This window comes from Pseudomonas sp. CROZ-RG-20F-R04-15 (genome assembly GCF_022662375.1).
GTDB lineage: Bacteria > Pseudomonadota > Gammaproteobacteria > Pseudomonadales > Pseudomonadaceae > Aquipseudomonas.
In genome coordinates this window covers 260203-274015 of record NZ_JAKNQL010000007.1, presented here as the reverse complement: position 1 = coordinate 274015, position 13813 = coordinate 260203, and the positions used below count along the sequence as shown (strand labels likewise).

Genomic DNA, 13813 nt, shown 5'->3' with positions numbered 1-13813 from the left:
CATGAGCCATCAAAATTCATGCCAGCTTTCATGCAACCCATACAGATCAAGGCTTTAAACGCGCCATTTCAATTGCTCTGATGTTTAATCCGAACAAAACATAGAAAAGTGCGCAACTTCTTGCGCAGTGGTGTGCAAGAAGTTGCGCACTTGGCTAGAGGCCAATAACGACGTGGGCTACAGGGCATTCACCCGAGGAAAAAAAGAAAGTCACTGCGCAACTTCTTGCGCACTTCAAAAAATGAGCTGCGTTGAAAAACCCTCAGTGCCCAACCACGACCGCCGCTCCCGCCCCACGCGGCCCCGCTCTGAACCCATACGCCCGAGCACTCCGGGCAATCACAAACCCCACACTCACCAGCACCACCATCGCCCAGGGAAACGAGGCGACGCCCCATCGATCCAGCAACACCCCGCCGACCACCCCGCTACCGGCAATCGCGCTGTTCCACGCCACCACATTCAACGACAGCGCGACATCGGCGCCATCACCGGCGGCATCTGCCAGCGCTGTCTGCAACAAGGTCGCCGCACCGCCAAAACTCAACCCCCACACCGCTACGCCGAAGTAAATCACCTGCGGCATACGCCCGAAAAAGCCAAACACCACGCAAACCAGTGCAAACGTCGCCAGGCTTACCAGCACGGTCTTGCGCAACAGCGGCTCAACCAGTTTCGCCGTCAGCCAGATCCCCGCCAGCGCGGCGATGCCGAACACCAGCAAAACCAGATCCACACGATCGGCCAGCCCTGCCGGGGCTACGAACGGCGCGATGTAGGTGTAGAGAATGTTGTGCGCGAGCATCCAGCTGATCACCACTGCCAGCACCGGTCGGACACCCGGCGTGATCAGCACGCGGCGCAGCGACAGGCGTTGATGCGCAGGTTGCGGAGGATAATCCGGCACCTTCACCAACACCCAGACGATCAGGATCAAGGTCAGGGCCGACATCAGCCCGAACGTCGTGCGCCAACCGACGAGGCCTCCCAGCCATGTGCCGAGCGGCACGCCCAGTGACAAGGCAATCGGCGTACCGACCATGGCCAGCGCCAACGCCTTGCCCTGTTGATCCGGCTCGACCATGCGTCGCGCATAGCCGGCCAACAGACTCCACGCCAGACCCGCCGCAACCCCGGCGAAAAACCGCGCCACCAGCGTCACACCATAATGCGACGACAACGCGGTAATCGAGTTGAACAACAGAAAACCAACAATCGTCAGCAACAACACATTGCGCCGACGCCAACCGCGCGTGGCGATGGTCATCGGAATCACCGCCAGCACCGAGCCCAGCGCGTACGCGGTGACCATTTGCCCAGCCATGGAAGGCGAAATCGCCAGACCATCGCTGATCAGCGGCAACAGCCCGGCGGGCAAGGTTTCGGTAACGATGCAGATAAAGCCGGTCATGGCCAGCGCCAGCAAGGCGCCGATGGGCAGGCGCTTGGGCGCTGCCGATAGAGTCATTGAAGGTGTCACGGGAAACTCCTTGAGTTTGGAAATTCAGACTTGCGTACCGATCGATATAAAATACTGGCGGCAGCCGAGGCACGTTGTCAACGACTTATGTATCGACTAGTATCCAAATCACTTTCCGAGGAGTTTCTGCTATGGCCAGAACCGGTCGCCCCCGCACATTCGATCGCGACGACGCCGTTGACCAGGCGATGCAATTGTTCTGGCAACACGGCTACGACTCGACCTCCCTCGCCCTGTTGAAGGCGCAGTTGGGCGGTGGCATCTCCGCGCCAAGCTTCTACGCCGCATTCGGCTCAAAAGAAGCCTTGTTCGATGAGTGTGTGCAGCGTTACCTCACCACCTTCGCCCAGGTCACCGAATGCCTGTGGGACGAAACCCTGCCGCCACGCCAAGCCATCGAGACCGCGCTGCGCCAGTCGGCACGCATGCAATGCGATGACGGCCACCCCAAGGGCTGCATGGTCACCCTCGGCGTCATGAGCGCGCCCAGCCCGGAAAACGCCGGTGTCGTCGAAGCCCTCACCCACTCCCGCGCCCGCACACGCGCCGGGATTCGAGCGTGTGTCGAACGTGGTGTGCGAGAAGGTCTGTTAGCGGAGGACACGAACGCAGCCGCGATGGCGACGGTGTTTGACAGTTTCCTCCAAGGGATTTCCATCCTCGCTCGGGATGACACACCGATTGAGAGCATTGACGCAGCGATTACGCAGGTGATGCGCACGTGGGATTTGGCCCGTGCCACCGCACCTGCGTCCTGACAGTAATGAAAATCGGCACGATACCCTGGCAGCACAAAAGTACGGACGTTTTCCGGGAAGATTATTGAGTCACGATAATCTTCCCGATCATCTGCGGATGCAGCGCACAGAAGTACTCAAACTCCCCCGGCGTATCGAACACCCAGGAAAAACTGTCGTCGGTGTCCAGCGCTCCCGAGCGAAATACCTTGTGGGTTTCGGCCACCGTATGCGGGATCTGATCGTCATTCACCCACGTCACTTTGGTGCCCACGCTTACGGTCAGATCCTTGGGGCCGAACATGAATTCCTTGATGTCGATCTTCACGTCCTGTGCCCACACTGGCATCGATAACAGCAAACACAGCAGCCCCGCCAATCGCGTTTTCATCGTTGCGCCCTCCCCTTAAACCAATGTCGAATCGATCAGCGCCAACGGATGCTCGCCCTGTATCGCGCGCACATCGGTGAGCCCCAGATAATTGCGCAACTGATCCGCCGCCACCGTCATCGGCCCCGGTGACGGTGCCGCGCCCGGTGCCGGTTGCGGATACGCCGTACCACGGGCGGTGTGGAAAGTGATGTTGCCTTCGACTTTCTGAATGACCTGATGAATGTGCCCGTTCAGCACCGTCACCGAACCGTACTTGCGCAGCATCGCGATCGCCTGATCGCCGTCTTCGGTGCCCCAGCCCCATGGCTGATAGATCGTCCACAACGGAATGTGCGTGAACACGACAATGGGCGTGCTGCTCGACACCGCGCGCAAGTCATCGGCCAGCCACGCCAGTTGCTCGGCACCGAGGTTGGCTTCCCGTCCGGCCTGAAAATTGAAGACATTCACCAGCGCAATGAAATGCACGCCGTGGTCGTCGAAGCTGTACCAGCCATTGCCTTTGGTGCCCTTGCCATAGCGTTCGAGATACAGCGCACCGCCGCCCGCATCGAGCGTGTCGTGCTCGCCGGGCACGTAATGCACGGTCGCCGGCAGCGCCTTGAGCAACTGCGCGGCAGTATCGAACTCTTCGGCTTTGGACAGGTGGGTGATGTCGCCGGTGTGGAGGATCAGCGATGGCCGTTTCGGCAGTGCGATCACTTTGTCGATCGCCACCTGCAAAGTCTTCACCGGTTCAGGATTGGCTTCCTTGTTGAAACCGATGTGCGAGTCGCTGATCTGCACGAAATGAAAGGTGCTGGCCAACGCTTTGGGGTCGCTGACGTTGCCCGCTGCATCCAGCGCAAAGGCTTTCGGAATGCCGCCATGCAAGGCCCAAATGACGCCGGCCCCGGCCCACGCCGAGCACTTGAGCAGCGAGCGCCGGTCAGGGTTGAGCAAGCCGTCGGTGCGGCGTTGAGATTTTGTTTGCATGTCCATCGGTGTGTCCTCGCGGGCGAACTACAGTGAGGTAGCTGACACGAGGGAAACCCGGCGCGGCGGCGGTTTATTCCGCGCAAAAAAATAAATAATTTTGCGGGAATAAACGCCCACGCAGCACGGTTATAGAGGTGTGACGGTGCGGAACCGACCATGAAGCAATTCGAGGAACTGATAGCGCCCCATCTGGACGCCGCCTACAACCTCGCGCGCTGGCTGACCGGCAACGACAGCGCCGCGCGCGACGTCGTGCAGGAAAGCGCCTTGCGCGCCTTCAGGTTTTTGCAGCGTTTCGCCGATGGCAACGCCAAGGCGTGGTTCCTGACCATCGTGCGCAACGAAAGCTATACCTGGCTCAAAGCTTCGGCCGGGCGGCATTGGGTGCCGATTGACGACGACATCGGCGAACACCAAGGCGCGCTCAGCCACAGCCAGACCCCGGAACTGCTGGCCATCCACATGGAAAACGCCGCGTTGCTCCAGCAAGCCCTCAGCGCCCTGCCGCCAGCGTATCGCGAGGTGATCGTGCTCAAAGAACTCGAAGACCTGCCCTACAAAGACATCGCTCTGGTCGCCGACATTCCGATCGGCACCGTCATGTCGCGACTGGCCCGGGCCCGCGCGATGCTCAAAGTTGAATTACTGAAGTTGCACGATCATGAATGAACTTGATTGCCCGGTGTGCCGGGTGCGGTTGCAGGGTTATGTGGATCAGGAACTTGATTCGGCTTTGGCTGCGGAGGTGGCGGCGCATTTGGCTGCGTGTGCGGAATGTGCACGGGTGTGTGAGGAAGTGAGAGCGCTGAAAGTCAGCGTAAAGCGCCATGCTGCGTATTACCCGGCGCCTGCATCGTTGGCCGCCAGTCTCTTTACGCCTGAAGCACCCGCGATTGGTTTTATGGAGCGCTGGCGCAAGTGGTTCGCCCCAGCGTTTTCCGCAACGGCGTTAGCGCTGGCGGTGATGCTTTACGTCGCCACGCCCGGCAGCGAACAACCATTGATGGACGAAGCCGTCTCCAGCCACGTGCGCTCGCTGATGGGCGAACACCTCAACGACGTCGTCTCCTCTGATCGCCACACCGTCAAACCGTGGTTCACCGGCAAACTCGACTTCTCGCCACCGGTGTTCGACTACACCGCGCAAGGCTTCCCGCTGCTGGGCGGCCGCCTCGATTACCTGCAACATCAAACCGCCGCCGCCCTCAGCTACGGCCACGCCAAACACATCATCAACGTGTTCATCCTGCCCACCCCCGACGCCGACAAGCCTCAGCAAGCCCAATCAATCCGCGGCTTCAACGTCGTCTCGTGGCAAGCAAACCACATGCGCTACGTCCTCGTCTCCGACGTCGAAAAAGGTGAACTGCAGACCCTCGGTCAGCTCCTGCAAAACACCCCTTAACCACCATCCCCTGTAGCGCTCCTCAACATCCGGGAAAAGCGTGAGATCGCCAAATGGATTTCATCCTGAGTATCGCCATCCCAATCCTCAACCGTCGCCAACTCAGCCCTCAGCGCGTCAATTCGATCGCGTATTTCAGCAACCTCTTCGTCCCCACATTGCCGCGCAATTGCCGTCCACTGCTCTTCCGAAATACGCTGCTGCACGGAAAGCCCCGCACTCGCTTGCGCGATCATTGCTGACAGTTTGCTCATCAAATGCCCCTCATCTATTGCGTGTAGACCGTCGGCCCGATGCTCCCACCGGTAACTTTGGATGACGTAGTCAATCGACATCGTTGGGCTCGCGCCAGGTCACAACCTCAACATAACTCGATTCCCCGCCGCCGCTTGCGCCGGACAACCACCCCCACACAAAACTCAACGTAGTTCGTCCTGCGTCATTAACGCCAACAATGCCACGTGACCAACCGGACAGCATTTCATTCTCGGTTGTCAGGCAATGAAACAGTAACTCAATGGTGTCAGGGCCGGTCACGCGGCCAACCTGATGCCCCATACGAATCCGCCCGCCCTGGTAAGTGCCGGAAATGCCCGAACCCTCAACACGGTAATGAAACACCGTCCCGCTACCCGACAACCCCTGCGTGTTATCCGCTACCGCGAATCGGCGATCATGCAAACGTTCGCTGACTTGAGAAAAGAGGTTTTCCATAAATGTCGCGTCCTTGATGAAGAAGGCTATTCCAGTGTGTGAGCATCCTACCCCATCAAATTTCAGATTTATCAGAAGGCTTTTCTTCACCTTTTCACAGGCGCGTAAAAACCTGCTCACGATTCTGCCGGGCAAGCCGTTACAACAATGGAGGCGTATGAAAGTTTTAAACGCGAAGAAATCACGCAACTTGCCAGCGAAATGATGCGACTTGCACATGTCGATGAGGCTGACCAGATAAGCGCCTTCAGATACGTAAAGGGGCGTCCGGGTTATCCGGTTTTCTGGGAGTTTGCCTACGACGTACACGCTCAAGGGAAACGCTGGATCCTGCTAGGGTGCAGCAGCGACTGATCTACTCTTTGCCATTCATTTTTTGTCTGTTTTTATGGAACGACCGATGGACATCAGCAATACCCAGGAAGAAAACACCCTAGAACAATCGCTGGAGTTGGCTGCGAAGGAACCGGCCCGCCGACCTGATTTTTTCAAGACGCTGCTGAACTCCATGGTTTATGTCCCAGGCTCCACCGGCGCAGGCAAGGGGCACATTGACCTTGAGGCTGGCAGCCAAATCAGCATCGCACATTGGGAAAAGCAGGACGGCACGGCAGTCATCCCGTTTTTTACCTCGTTGCAAACCCTGGAACAGTCCATAGCTCGTGGCGAGTCCTATCTGGAAATTCCGGCCAGATCCCTGTTTGAAATGACACTGGGCACCCCGCTGTTCCTGGAACCGAAGTCGCCCTATGGCAAAGAGTTTCTCCCGGAAGAAGTGCAAAACCTGCTGTCCCCCGAGATGGGCCGGACCACACAACGCACATTGGAAAAAGACGCCCACGTGCAACTCGGGCAGCCAGCGCAATATCCGACAAGGATGGTGAACGCGCTCACGCCGTTATTCGCCAGACATCGCAACATCAAGCGTGGGTTTCTGGCGCTGATGTACAACGTAACGACGGATGAAAAGCCTCACCTGGTGGTTGGCATCGAAGCGGACGGCGATATTGAATTGATCTTGCGCGAAGCCAGTCAAGTTGCCAGGGACACCGCACCCGATGGCGAGGACGTTGGCCTGTATCGCATTCAGGAAGGTGAACAGGACCTGAGCGATTACTTCTTTACACAAACCACTCCATTCTATGAGCGGACGCTGGGCAGCAAACTGCGTTCATTGTTTGGCTTTGGTGGTACATCGAAGCGGTGTTGAAAGCGGTGCGCAAACGCTTGGGTTAAGCGGTGAATTATTCGCCGCTGCCTTTCAGACTCAGTCGATCAATTTGCTCAAGACTCGGTGCCCATCAGGGTTGCATCAACGTAGTATCAAGGATCGCTGCCTGCTTCCGGGTATCACGACTCGGATTGACCTTGATCTCGTTGGTGCCGAAACCTCTGGGAAATTTCCTACAAGCCAGCGGGAAGCCGACTATTCGATGCGCCCCTTGTGATCCTGATAATTCAGCCCTTCGTTGGCCGACGCCAACAACGTCCAGATGCAGTCAGCCTGCATTGAATGGCCGTTTTCTTCTCAGGAGGGCATACACCATGAAGATCGGGTTACGAATGCTGGGCGGGCTTGGCGCATCGGCGTTGATGCTGATGGCGGCGCCGGCGATGGCGGCTTGCACGTGGGCGACGGGCAACAATACGGTCAAGCAGTTGACGCTCACCGGCGGCGCGGTGTTCGCGCCGCGAGACGTGCCGATCGGCACCACGCTGAACACCAACGGCACCATGCGCCAGCTGAATTTCGGTGACACCTTGCTGTGTTATGGCACGGCCACCTACAACACAACACTGATCGGTCCGGTGGTGGTAAACATTCCGGTGGATGTGCTGGATGTGCCGGCCAATGCCTTGCTGCAGACCAACGTGCCCGGCATTGGCCTGGCCATCTACATGACCGGTTTCGCTGCCGCCTGGATTACGCCGCCGGGTAATCCCAACCGATTCATTCCCTTCAACATGAATCGCACCGCTCCAAGCCAGGCGAACATGAACCAGGCGATGATGCGTTATGCGCTGATCAAGACCGGTGACATCGCGCCTGGCACCCACACCATCAACCAACTGGTCGCCACTGGCACTTCGGACATGGGTCCAATGTTCGACCTGACCTTCACCGCCACCGTGACCCTGGCCGGCTGCTCCCTGCCCGCCGCACCGGGCAACCAGATCAACGTGCCAATGGGCACCTGGGAAAAACGCGTGTTCAACGGCAAAAACTCCACCACCCAGGACCAGCCGTTCGCCATTACCCTCAACGCCTGCATCGCCGGCAACAACTACCCTTCGAACACCAACGGCTACTTCAACGGCAACTTCGCCAACATTCAGATCGATGCCGACAAGACCTCAACCATCCTCGACGCGGCCAACGGTGTCCTGAGCCTGTCGAGCGATTCGACGGCGCAAGGCGTGGCCATTCAGGTGTTGCAGGACAACGGCACGCCGATGAATCTGGGCCAGCCCGTGCGCCTCAATCGGATCGTCAACGGCGTGACGTCAGTGCCGCTCCGCGCCCGTTATATCCAGACCGGCGATGGGCCGACGCCGCAGCCCGGCACCGCTAATGGCCATGCGAGTTTCACCGTGACTTACCGCTGAAATCCCCCCACAACAATCCACCTGTTTTTCCCGACGCTCCCCTTTGCCATCGCCCATTTCGTGCGGTGCCAGAGGCGGGGCGTTTTTTTGGCCAACGACTTATTGATCGCACAGCAGCGCTAGGAATTTTCCTACACGCAAAGGGATTTTCCCTACATAGCGCCCCGATTCGCATCCCGATAATGAGCCTCAGACGCCACGCTCTGCCCCCGACGGGATGGCGACGTCGATCCGTCTCAGGGCCTTCGGGCTTAAGGACATTTACTCAATATCTGGAAGTGATCATGAAAAATTTTGCGCTCAAAGGTTTGTCCCTGGCCCTGGTTCTGGCAGCTGCTTCGCAAGCCGCAATGGCCGCTGACGGTGAAATCAACTTTGTCGGCAGCGTGACCGACAACACCTGCCCGGTCGTGGTTTCCGACCTCAACGGTTCGGCCGGTGCCGGCGACGTTGGCCTCGGCAGCGTGCCGGCGACCTCCCTGGCCACGGCCGGCGCAGTAGCGGGTGGCGGCGCGTTCACCCTGACCATCGACACCACCGCACCGGGCTGCAACGTCACCGGCAAGAAAGCCGTGGTCAAGTTCCTTTCGCTGAGCGGCAACGCCGGTTCCAGCGGCCAGTGGATCGGCCTGCTGCCAGAAGCCGGCGTGGCCACCAACGTCGCCGTGCAGATCAAGGATGCGTCCGGCAAAGACGTGCAACTGGGCCTGGAATCCTCGCCGTATCTGGACCTGACCCAGCCGCTGCGCTTCACCGCCAACTACGTCGCCACCGGCGCAGCCACTTCCGGTCCGGCCAACGCCAAAGCCGCGTTTACCGTCGACTACCAGTAAGTCCGGTCAGCCTCCGGCGGCGATTGGCGCCGCCGGAGGCCCTTCCCTTTGCCACGGTTTTTGTGGCCGTGCCGACAAGAGGATGAACGCAATGAAACCAGCAAAAACCCCCTTCAAAACCGCATCGGTGTTGGCCGTGTTGCTGAGTGCAACGTTGCTCAGCAGTTTCAGCCAGGCCGGTGTGATGCTCGGCGGCACGCGCATCGTGTACGACGGCAACAAACGCGATGCCTCGATCACGGTCAGCAATACCACGGCCGAGCCCTACGCGGTGCAAGCCTGGATCAACACCGAGGCCGACGACAACACCTCTGCGACCCCGTTCGTGGCCACCCCGCCGCTGTTTCGCCTCGATCCGCGCAAAGAGCAAATGGTGCGCATCCAGAAAGTCCCCGGCGATCTGCCGCAAGACCGCGAATCGGTCTTCTACTTCAACGCCCAGGAAATTCCGCTGGCCGGCAAGGCTGACGCCAACACCCTGAAAATCGCCATGCGCACGCGGATCAAAGTCTTCTATCGCCCGCCCACCCTGAAGGGCAGCGCGATGGATGCGCCACCTCAACTGCGCTGGAGCCTGCAACAGGAACAAGGCAAACCGGTGCTGGTGGTCAACAACCCGACAGCGTTTCACGTGTCCTTTATCGGCGTGAAAGTCGAGGCCGGTGCGCAAATCGTTGAAGTCAACGAACCGAAAATGGTCGCGCCGATGAGCAGCCAGCGTTACGCACTGCCAGGTTTCAGCGGCCGCAGCGGGGCGGTGGTGTTCTCCGCGATCAACGACTACGGCGGTTACAGCGAGCCGAAAAAAGTCGAGCTGAGCAGCGCCCCGTAACACCGTCACCCCTTTCCTTGCGAACCTGCCTGCACGCTGCCGATGCCGCGTGGCGGCCGAGTGTTGAGTATTGTCATGCGAATCGAAGCCCTGAACCGTCATCGTCAGTCTGCGCCTTTTGTTCCATTGCATCTGTCGGTCGCCATCCTCGCGGCGCTGATGGGCAGCTCGGCGAGCGCAGATGAACCGGCGAAATTTGATGCCAGCTTCATGCAGCCCTTCGGTGGCGCCAGCGCCGGGCCCAACCTCGATCTGGACGCCATCGCCAACAGCGGCAGCATCGGCCCCGGCACCTATCCGGTGGTAATCCGTCTGAATCAGAGCTTCTTCGACCGCCGCGACATGACCTTCGCCAAGGACGCGAAAAGCGCTGAGGTACGCGCCTGTCTGTCCGAAGCATTTCTCAAGGAACTGGGGGTCAAGGTCGATGCATTCCTGCCCCCGGGCGAAACATTCCCCGCGTGCATCGACCTTGCCGAACTGATCGAAGGCGCTTCGGTGAGCTTCGACGCCGGGCGTCTGGCCCTCGACATCAGCGTGCCGCAGATCGCTCTGCGCCGCGATGCCGCCGGTTATGTTGCCCCCGAAGAATGGGATCGCGGGATCAACGCGGCGATGCTCAACTATCAGTTCTCGGCGGCCAACACCCAGTCCGACGCCCGTGGCAACGGCACGCAATACAACCTCTACGCCAACGGCGGATTCAACCTCGGCGACTGGCGTTTTCGCTCCAGCTCCTCGTTCCGTCAGGATGAAGACGGCCAGCAGGACTGGCAGCGCAGCAACACCTACGCGCAGCGCGATTTGACTGCAATCAAAGGCACCCTGACCCTCGGCGAAAGCTTCACCCCGGGCGATGTGTTCGACAGCATTCCGTTTCGCGGCGCCCAAGTGGCGTCCGACATGGGCATGCTGCCGGACTCGATGCAGGGTTATGCGCCGATCATTCGCGGCATCGCCGAAACCCAGGCCAAAGTCGAAGTGCGCCAGAACGGCTACTCGCTGTACACCACGTACGTGGCGCCGGGAGCGTTCGAAATCGACGACCTCAACGCCGCGTCGGGCAGCGGCGACCTGGAAGTCATCATCACCGAAGCCGACGGCCGCGAACGGCGCTTCACCCAGCCGTACGCCACGCTGGCCAACATGCTGCGGGAAAACACCTGGCGTTACAGCGCCACCGCCGGTGAGTACAACGCCGTCGACGGCGGCCAGCGTCCGGCCTTCGCCCAAGCGTCGCTGGCGTACGGTTTGCCGTTCGACCTGACGTTGTATGGCGGCCTGTTGGGCGCTGACTTCTATCGCGCCGGCGTCATCGGCGTGGGCAAAAGCCTCGGCAGTCTGGGCGCCGTGTCGCTGGACGTGACCCAGGCCCAGACCGACGTTCCAAGCGGCTCCGGCGTCGCGGCCGGCAAACAGAAAGGCCAGAGCTTTGGCGTGCGTTACGGCAAGGCCTTCGAGACTGGCACCTCGGTACGCTTCGCCGGCTATCGCTATTCCACCGAAGGCTATCGCGACTTTGATGAAGCGGTGAGCCTGCAGGAACCGAACGAATTCAACACCTTCTCCAAGCGCAGCAAAGTCGAAGCCAGCATCAACCAGGCGCTCGACAGCTACGGCTCGTTCTACCTGAACATGAGCAAGCAGAACTATTGGGGCAGCTCGCGCGAAGACAAACAGATGCAATTGGGCTTCAACACCCAACACAAGGGCGTGACCTACGGCATCTACGCGAGCAAGACCCTGACCGACAACTTCGGCCAGAACAATCAAGTGGTGTTCACCGTTTCGATGCCCATCGGCCAGACGCGCAGCACCGGCACCTACACCGTCACGCGCAACAACGACGGCAGCCTCGACCAGCGTGCTGGCCTGAGCGGGCGCGACGGCAACCTCAACTACAACGTCAACGCCAACCGCTCCGACAATGGCGGCAACAACGGCTCCGCCCTGATCGGCTACCGCGCACCGTTCGCCCAACTCGGCGCGGGCGTAAGCGTCGGCAGCGGCTACCGCCAGACCTCGGTGAGCGCCGCCGGCTCAGTGCTCGGTCACAGCGACGGCCTCGAATTCGGCCAGACCCTCGGCGAAACCGTGGCCCTGGTCGAAGTCAAAGACACCCCGGATGTCGGCGTCCTCAACGCCCCCGGCACCCTGACCAACGCCAAGGGTTACGCCCTCGTGCCGTACGTCACGCCGTACCGCAAAAACCGCGTGGCACTCGACACCGGCGAGCTGGACAACAACATCGACATCGAAGAAGGCGTGACCAACGTCGTGCCCCGTCGCGGCGCCGTGGTCAAAGCCAGCTTCGCCGCCAGCCGCTCGGAAAAAGCCCTGCTCAACGTACGCCTCAAGAACGGCAAACAACCGCCGTTCGGCACCCCCATCACCAACGAAAAAGGCGCCAGCGCCGGCGTCGTCGGCCAGGCCGGTCAAGTGTTGCTGTCGGTGGGTGAAGGCAAGGTCTACCAAATGAAATGGGGCGAAAAGGCCGAACAAAGCTGCCGCATCGAACTGGACGTGAGCAAAGCACCGCTGGTGGATGGTTATCGCGTGGCGGATGCCGTGTGTAAGTAAAACCGAGGGTTGACGCGCGTTGATGATCGACGCTGTTTAAGGATGCCAGGCCTCACACGCCTGGCATTTCAACGACCGGTTTAAAAACGTTCCGAGATACGTCCGACAGGCTACAACGCCTTGCGCCGTTGCCTACGACTACGCCAGAATCCGCCGGCTTGTGCGCCGGGTGGGCGGGTTCTATCGTGGGTCGGTCACTGAATAGCAGTGATCGGGTTTGGTAGCCCGTGTATACAAGGTGCGCAATTTCACTATTGGCGAAAGTCTTCGCCTGGCTTTTATGGTGGTCATGCGCAGGGCGCTTTCGAGCGCGCCGGTTTTCCTTGTGTCCCGGTCTACCAACCTGTGCATGGCCGCCACCCATCGTTTGGTAGCGAGTGGGTGATGGCTCCTTTTAAGCGACACAAGGGAGTTACATCATGTTCAAAATCACACCGAATCCGCCAGAAGCCGATCCAATATCGGGCGACGAATCCCCAGACGCCAAGAAATTCAACGAAGCCGTCGACCGCGCCCTCTCCCACTATCTCGGCCCTGCCCCGGAAATCATGCTCACCCCGTACCAAACCAACAAGATGTTCATCGCCAACCCGAACACCAAGACTGAGGAATTGCTGGTAAATGCCAGTGAATCACTCGGCTCGGCATCGGTGATGCTTGGGGATGTGATCGGGCTGGTGCAGGGACCGGCACGCAAGACACTGCAAGGCATTGCGCAGGTGGTAATGCTTTGGGAGTTGGCGGTGAATCGGGCGTTGGATAACGTGGTGCCGGTGGAGTAACGAAAATCCCTCCATGACGGTTGGGATGCCGTCATGGAGGTTGATCAAACATACGCACGAAGACAGAATGATTACCACCACTCAAGCCAAGGCCGGTATGAGATATTTGATGTTCGCTTCTCTAATTTCACTTTTGCTTATTCTGAATACAGGCTTCTATAACGAAGTTTCAGACAGCGAAATCACTCGAATATATTTCATCAAAAAGCATCCGACCTTTCGAATGCAGTTTTTCAACATTCATGCGAATGACGGAAATTATCGACGTATAGAAAAACTCACGAGCGAGCAGCGACAAGACATCATCGATTATTGTAAATACAGATTAGGTATCGACTCAGAGATAACCAACCAAGCCGATATCGAAATGTGCGCAAAGCGATAACACCAAAAAATAGACACAGATGAAATACTGAACAGGACCATTTCTTAACTATGTTTGGCATCGAGTTATTGCCTTTGTGAACCCAC

15 protein-coding genes are annotated in these 13813 nt (G+C 59.1%); 10 read left to right on the top strand and 5 right to left on the bottom strand.

Translation table 11 applies throughout. The annotated features are described in order from the left end of the window. Positions 1-262: 262 nt before the first annotated feature. Positions 263-1480: an MFS transporter gene (locus tag L8H52_RS13605; RefSeq protein WP_242207482.1), complete on the bottom strand. Its 1218-nt coding sequence runs from the start codon at positions 1478-1480 to the stop codon at positions 263-265. Positions 1481-1611: 131 nt separating this feature from the next. Here L8H52_RS13605 and L8H52_RS13600 point away from each other — a divergent pair, with 131 nt between their 5' ends. Then, positions 1612-2238: a TetR/AcrR family transcriptional regulator gene (locus L8H52_RS13600; protein ID WP_242207481.1), complete on the top strand. Its 627-nt coding sequence runs from the start codon at positions 1612-1614 to the stop codon at positions 2236-2238. Positions 2239-2299: 61 nt separating this feature from the next. Here L8H52_RS13600 and L8H52_RS13595 read toward each other — a convergent pair whose 3' ends face one another. Together L8H52_RS13595 and L8H52_RS13590 are read right to left on the bottom strand one after the other, a co-directional pair. Continuing rightward, positions 2300-2608, bottom strand: coding sequence for a cupredoxin family copper-binding protein (locus tag L8H52_RS13595; RefSeq protein ID WP_242207480.1), 309 nt, complete (start codon positions 2606-2608; stop codon positions 2300-2302). Positions 2609-2623: 15 nt separating this feature from the next. Beyond that, on the bottom strand, positions 2624-3592 hold the full coding sequence (locus L8H52_RS13590; RefSeq protein WP_347340739.1) for a metallophosphoesterase: 969 nt from the start codon (positions 3590-3592) through the stop codon (positions 2624-2626). A gap of 153 nt (positions 3593-3745) precedes the next feature. Between L8H52_RS13590 and L8H52_RS13585 the strand changes: the two genes are divergently transcribed. Then, positions 3746-4258: a sigma-70 family RNA polymerase sigma factor gene (locus L8H52_RS13585; RefSeq protein ID WP_242207478.1), complete on the top strand. Its 513-nt coding sequence runs from the start codon at positions 3746-3748 to the stop codon at positions 4256-4258. Beyond that, the gene (locus L8H52_RS13580) at positions 4251-4994 is read left to right on the top strand and encodes an anti-sigma factor (RefSeq protein ID WP_242207477.1); all 744 of its coding nucleotides are present in this window, start codon (positions 4251-4253) and stop codon (positions 4992-4994) included. Before L8H52_RS13585 ends, L8H52_RS13580 begins: the two co-directional genes overlap by 8 nt. On the opposite strand, the gene L8H52_RS13575 is transcribed toward L8H52_RS13580, so the two are convergent. Beyond that, positions 4991-5248 (bottom strand): hypothetical protein, encoded by a 258-nt coding sequence (locus L8H52_RS13575; RefSeq protein ID WP_242207476.1) that lies wholly within the window; start codon positions 5246-5248, stop codon positions 4991-4993. The two genes, L8H52_RS13580 and L8H52_RS13575, sit on opposite strands and share 4 nt — an antisense overlap. A gap of 70 nt (positions 5249-5318) precedes the next feature. Then, the gene (locus L8H52_RS13570; RefSeq protein WP_242207487.1) at positions 5319-5708 is read right to left on the bottom strand and encodes a hypothetical protein; all 390 of its coding nucleotides are present in this window, start codon (positions 5706-5708) and stop codon (positions 5319-5321) included. Positions 5709-6108: 400 nt separating this feature from the next. Here L8H52_RS13570 and L8H52_RS13565 point away from each other — a divergent pair, with 400 nt between their 5' ends. The 7 genes from L8H52_RS13565 (at position 6109) to L8H52_RS13535 (ending at position 13727) form a co-directional block, all read left to right on the top strand. Beyond that, entirely contained in the window at positions 6109-6918 is an 810-nt protein-coding gene (locus L8H52_RS13565; protein WP_242207475.1) for an enhanced serine sensitivity protein SseB C-terminal domain-containing protein, read from the top strand. A 335-nt stretch (positions 6919-7253) separates the two neighbouring features. After that, complete coding sequence (locus L8H52_RS13560; RefSeq protein ID WP_242207474.1) at positions 7254-8315, top strand: fimbrial protein; 1062 nt, start codon at positions 7254-7256, stop codon at positions 8313-8315. A 284-nt stretch (positions 8316-8599) separates the two neighbouring features. Then, the gene (locus L8H52_RS13555) at positions 8600-9148 is read left to right on the top strand and encodes a fimbrial protein (protein ID WP_093433268.1); all 549 of its coding nucleotides are present in this window, start codon (positions 8600-8602) and stop codon (positions 9146-9148) included. Between the two features lie 91 nt (positions 9149-9239). After that, positions 9240-9980 carry a molecular chaperone gene (locus L8H52_RS13550; protein ID WP_242207473.1) on the top strand — a complete coding sequence of 247 codons (741 nt, stop codon included), beginning with the start codon at positions 9240-9242 and terminating at the stop codon, positions 9978-9980. A 75-nt stretch (positions 9981-10055) separates the two neighbouring features. Next, positions 10056-12560, top strand: a complete 2505-nt coding sequence (locus L8H52_RS13545) for a fimbria/pilus outer membrane usher protein (RefSeq protein WP_242207472.1) — start codon at positions 10056-10058, stop codon at positions 12558-12560. 419 nt (positions 12561-12979) lie between these two features. Further along, a complete protein-coding gene (locus L8H52_RS13540) occupies positions 12980-13342 on the top strand; it encodes a hypothetical protein (protein WP_242207471.1) in 363 nt (120 codons plus the stop codon). A 67-nt stretch (positions 13343-13409) separates the two neighbouring features. Next, positions 13410-13727, top strand: coding sequence for a hypothetical protein (locus L8H52_RS13535; protein WP_347340737.1), 318 nt, complete (start codon positions 13410-13412; stop codon positions 13725-13727). Positions 13728-13813: the final 86 nt, after the last annotated feature.

Coding starts and splice junctions, on each gene's coding strand:
- L8H52_RS13535 (WP_347340737.1), top strand. CDS start 13,410: ATGATTACCACCACTCAAGCCAAGGCCGGTATGAGATATTTGATGTTC.
- L8H52_RS13555 (WP_093433268.1), top strand. CDS start 8,600: ATGAAAAATTTTGCGCTCAAAGGTTTGTCCCTGGCCCTGGTTCTGGCA.
- L8H52_RS13540 (WP_242207471.1), top strand. CDS start 12,980: ATGTTCAAAATCACACCGAATCCGCCAGAAGCCGATCCAATATCGGGC.
- L8H52_RS13565 (WP_242207475.1), top strand. CDS start 6,109: ATGGACATCAGCAATACCCAGGAAGAAAACACCCTAGAACAATCGCTG.
- L8H52_RS13590 (WP_347340739.1), bottom strand. CDS start 3,592: ATGGACATGCAAACAAAATCTCAACGCCGCACCGACGGCTTGCTCAAC.
- L8H52_RS13575 (WP_242207476.1), bottom strand. CDS start 5,248: ATGAGCAAACTGTCAGCAATGATCGCGCAAGCGAGTGCGGGGCTTTCC.
- L8H52_RS13600 (WP_242207481.1), top strand. CDS start 1,612: ATGGCCAGAACCGGTCGCCCCCGCACATTCGATCGCGACGACGCCGTT.
- L8H52_RS13580 (WP_242207477.1), top strand. CDS start 4,251: ATGAATGAACTTGATTGCCCGGTGTGCCGGGTGCGGTTGCAGGGTTAT.
- L8H52_RS13595 (WP_242207480.1), bottom strand. CDS start 2,608: ATGAAAACGCGATTGGCGGGGCTGCTGTGTTTGCTGTTATCGATGCCA.
- L8H52_RS13545 (WP_242207472.1), top strand. CDS start 10,056: ATGCGAATCGAAGCCCTGAACCGTCATCGTCAGTCTGCGCCTTTTGTT.
- L8H52_RS13570 (WP_242207487.1), bottom strand. CDS start 5,708: ATGGAAAACCTCTTTTCTCAAGTCAGCGAACGTTTGCATGATCGCCGA.
- L8H52_RS13585 (WP_242207478.1), top strand. CDS start 3,746: ATGAAGCAATTCGAGGAACTGATAGCGCCCCATCTGGACGCCGCCTAC.
- L8H52_RS13550 (WP_242207473.1), top strand. CDS start 9,240: ATGAAACCAGCAAAAACCCCCTTCAAAACCGCATCGGTGTTGGCCGTG.
- L8H52_RS13560 (WP_242207474.1), top strand. CDS start 7,254: ATGAAGATCGGGTTACGAATGCTGGGCGGGCTTGGCGCATCGGCGTTG.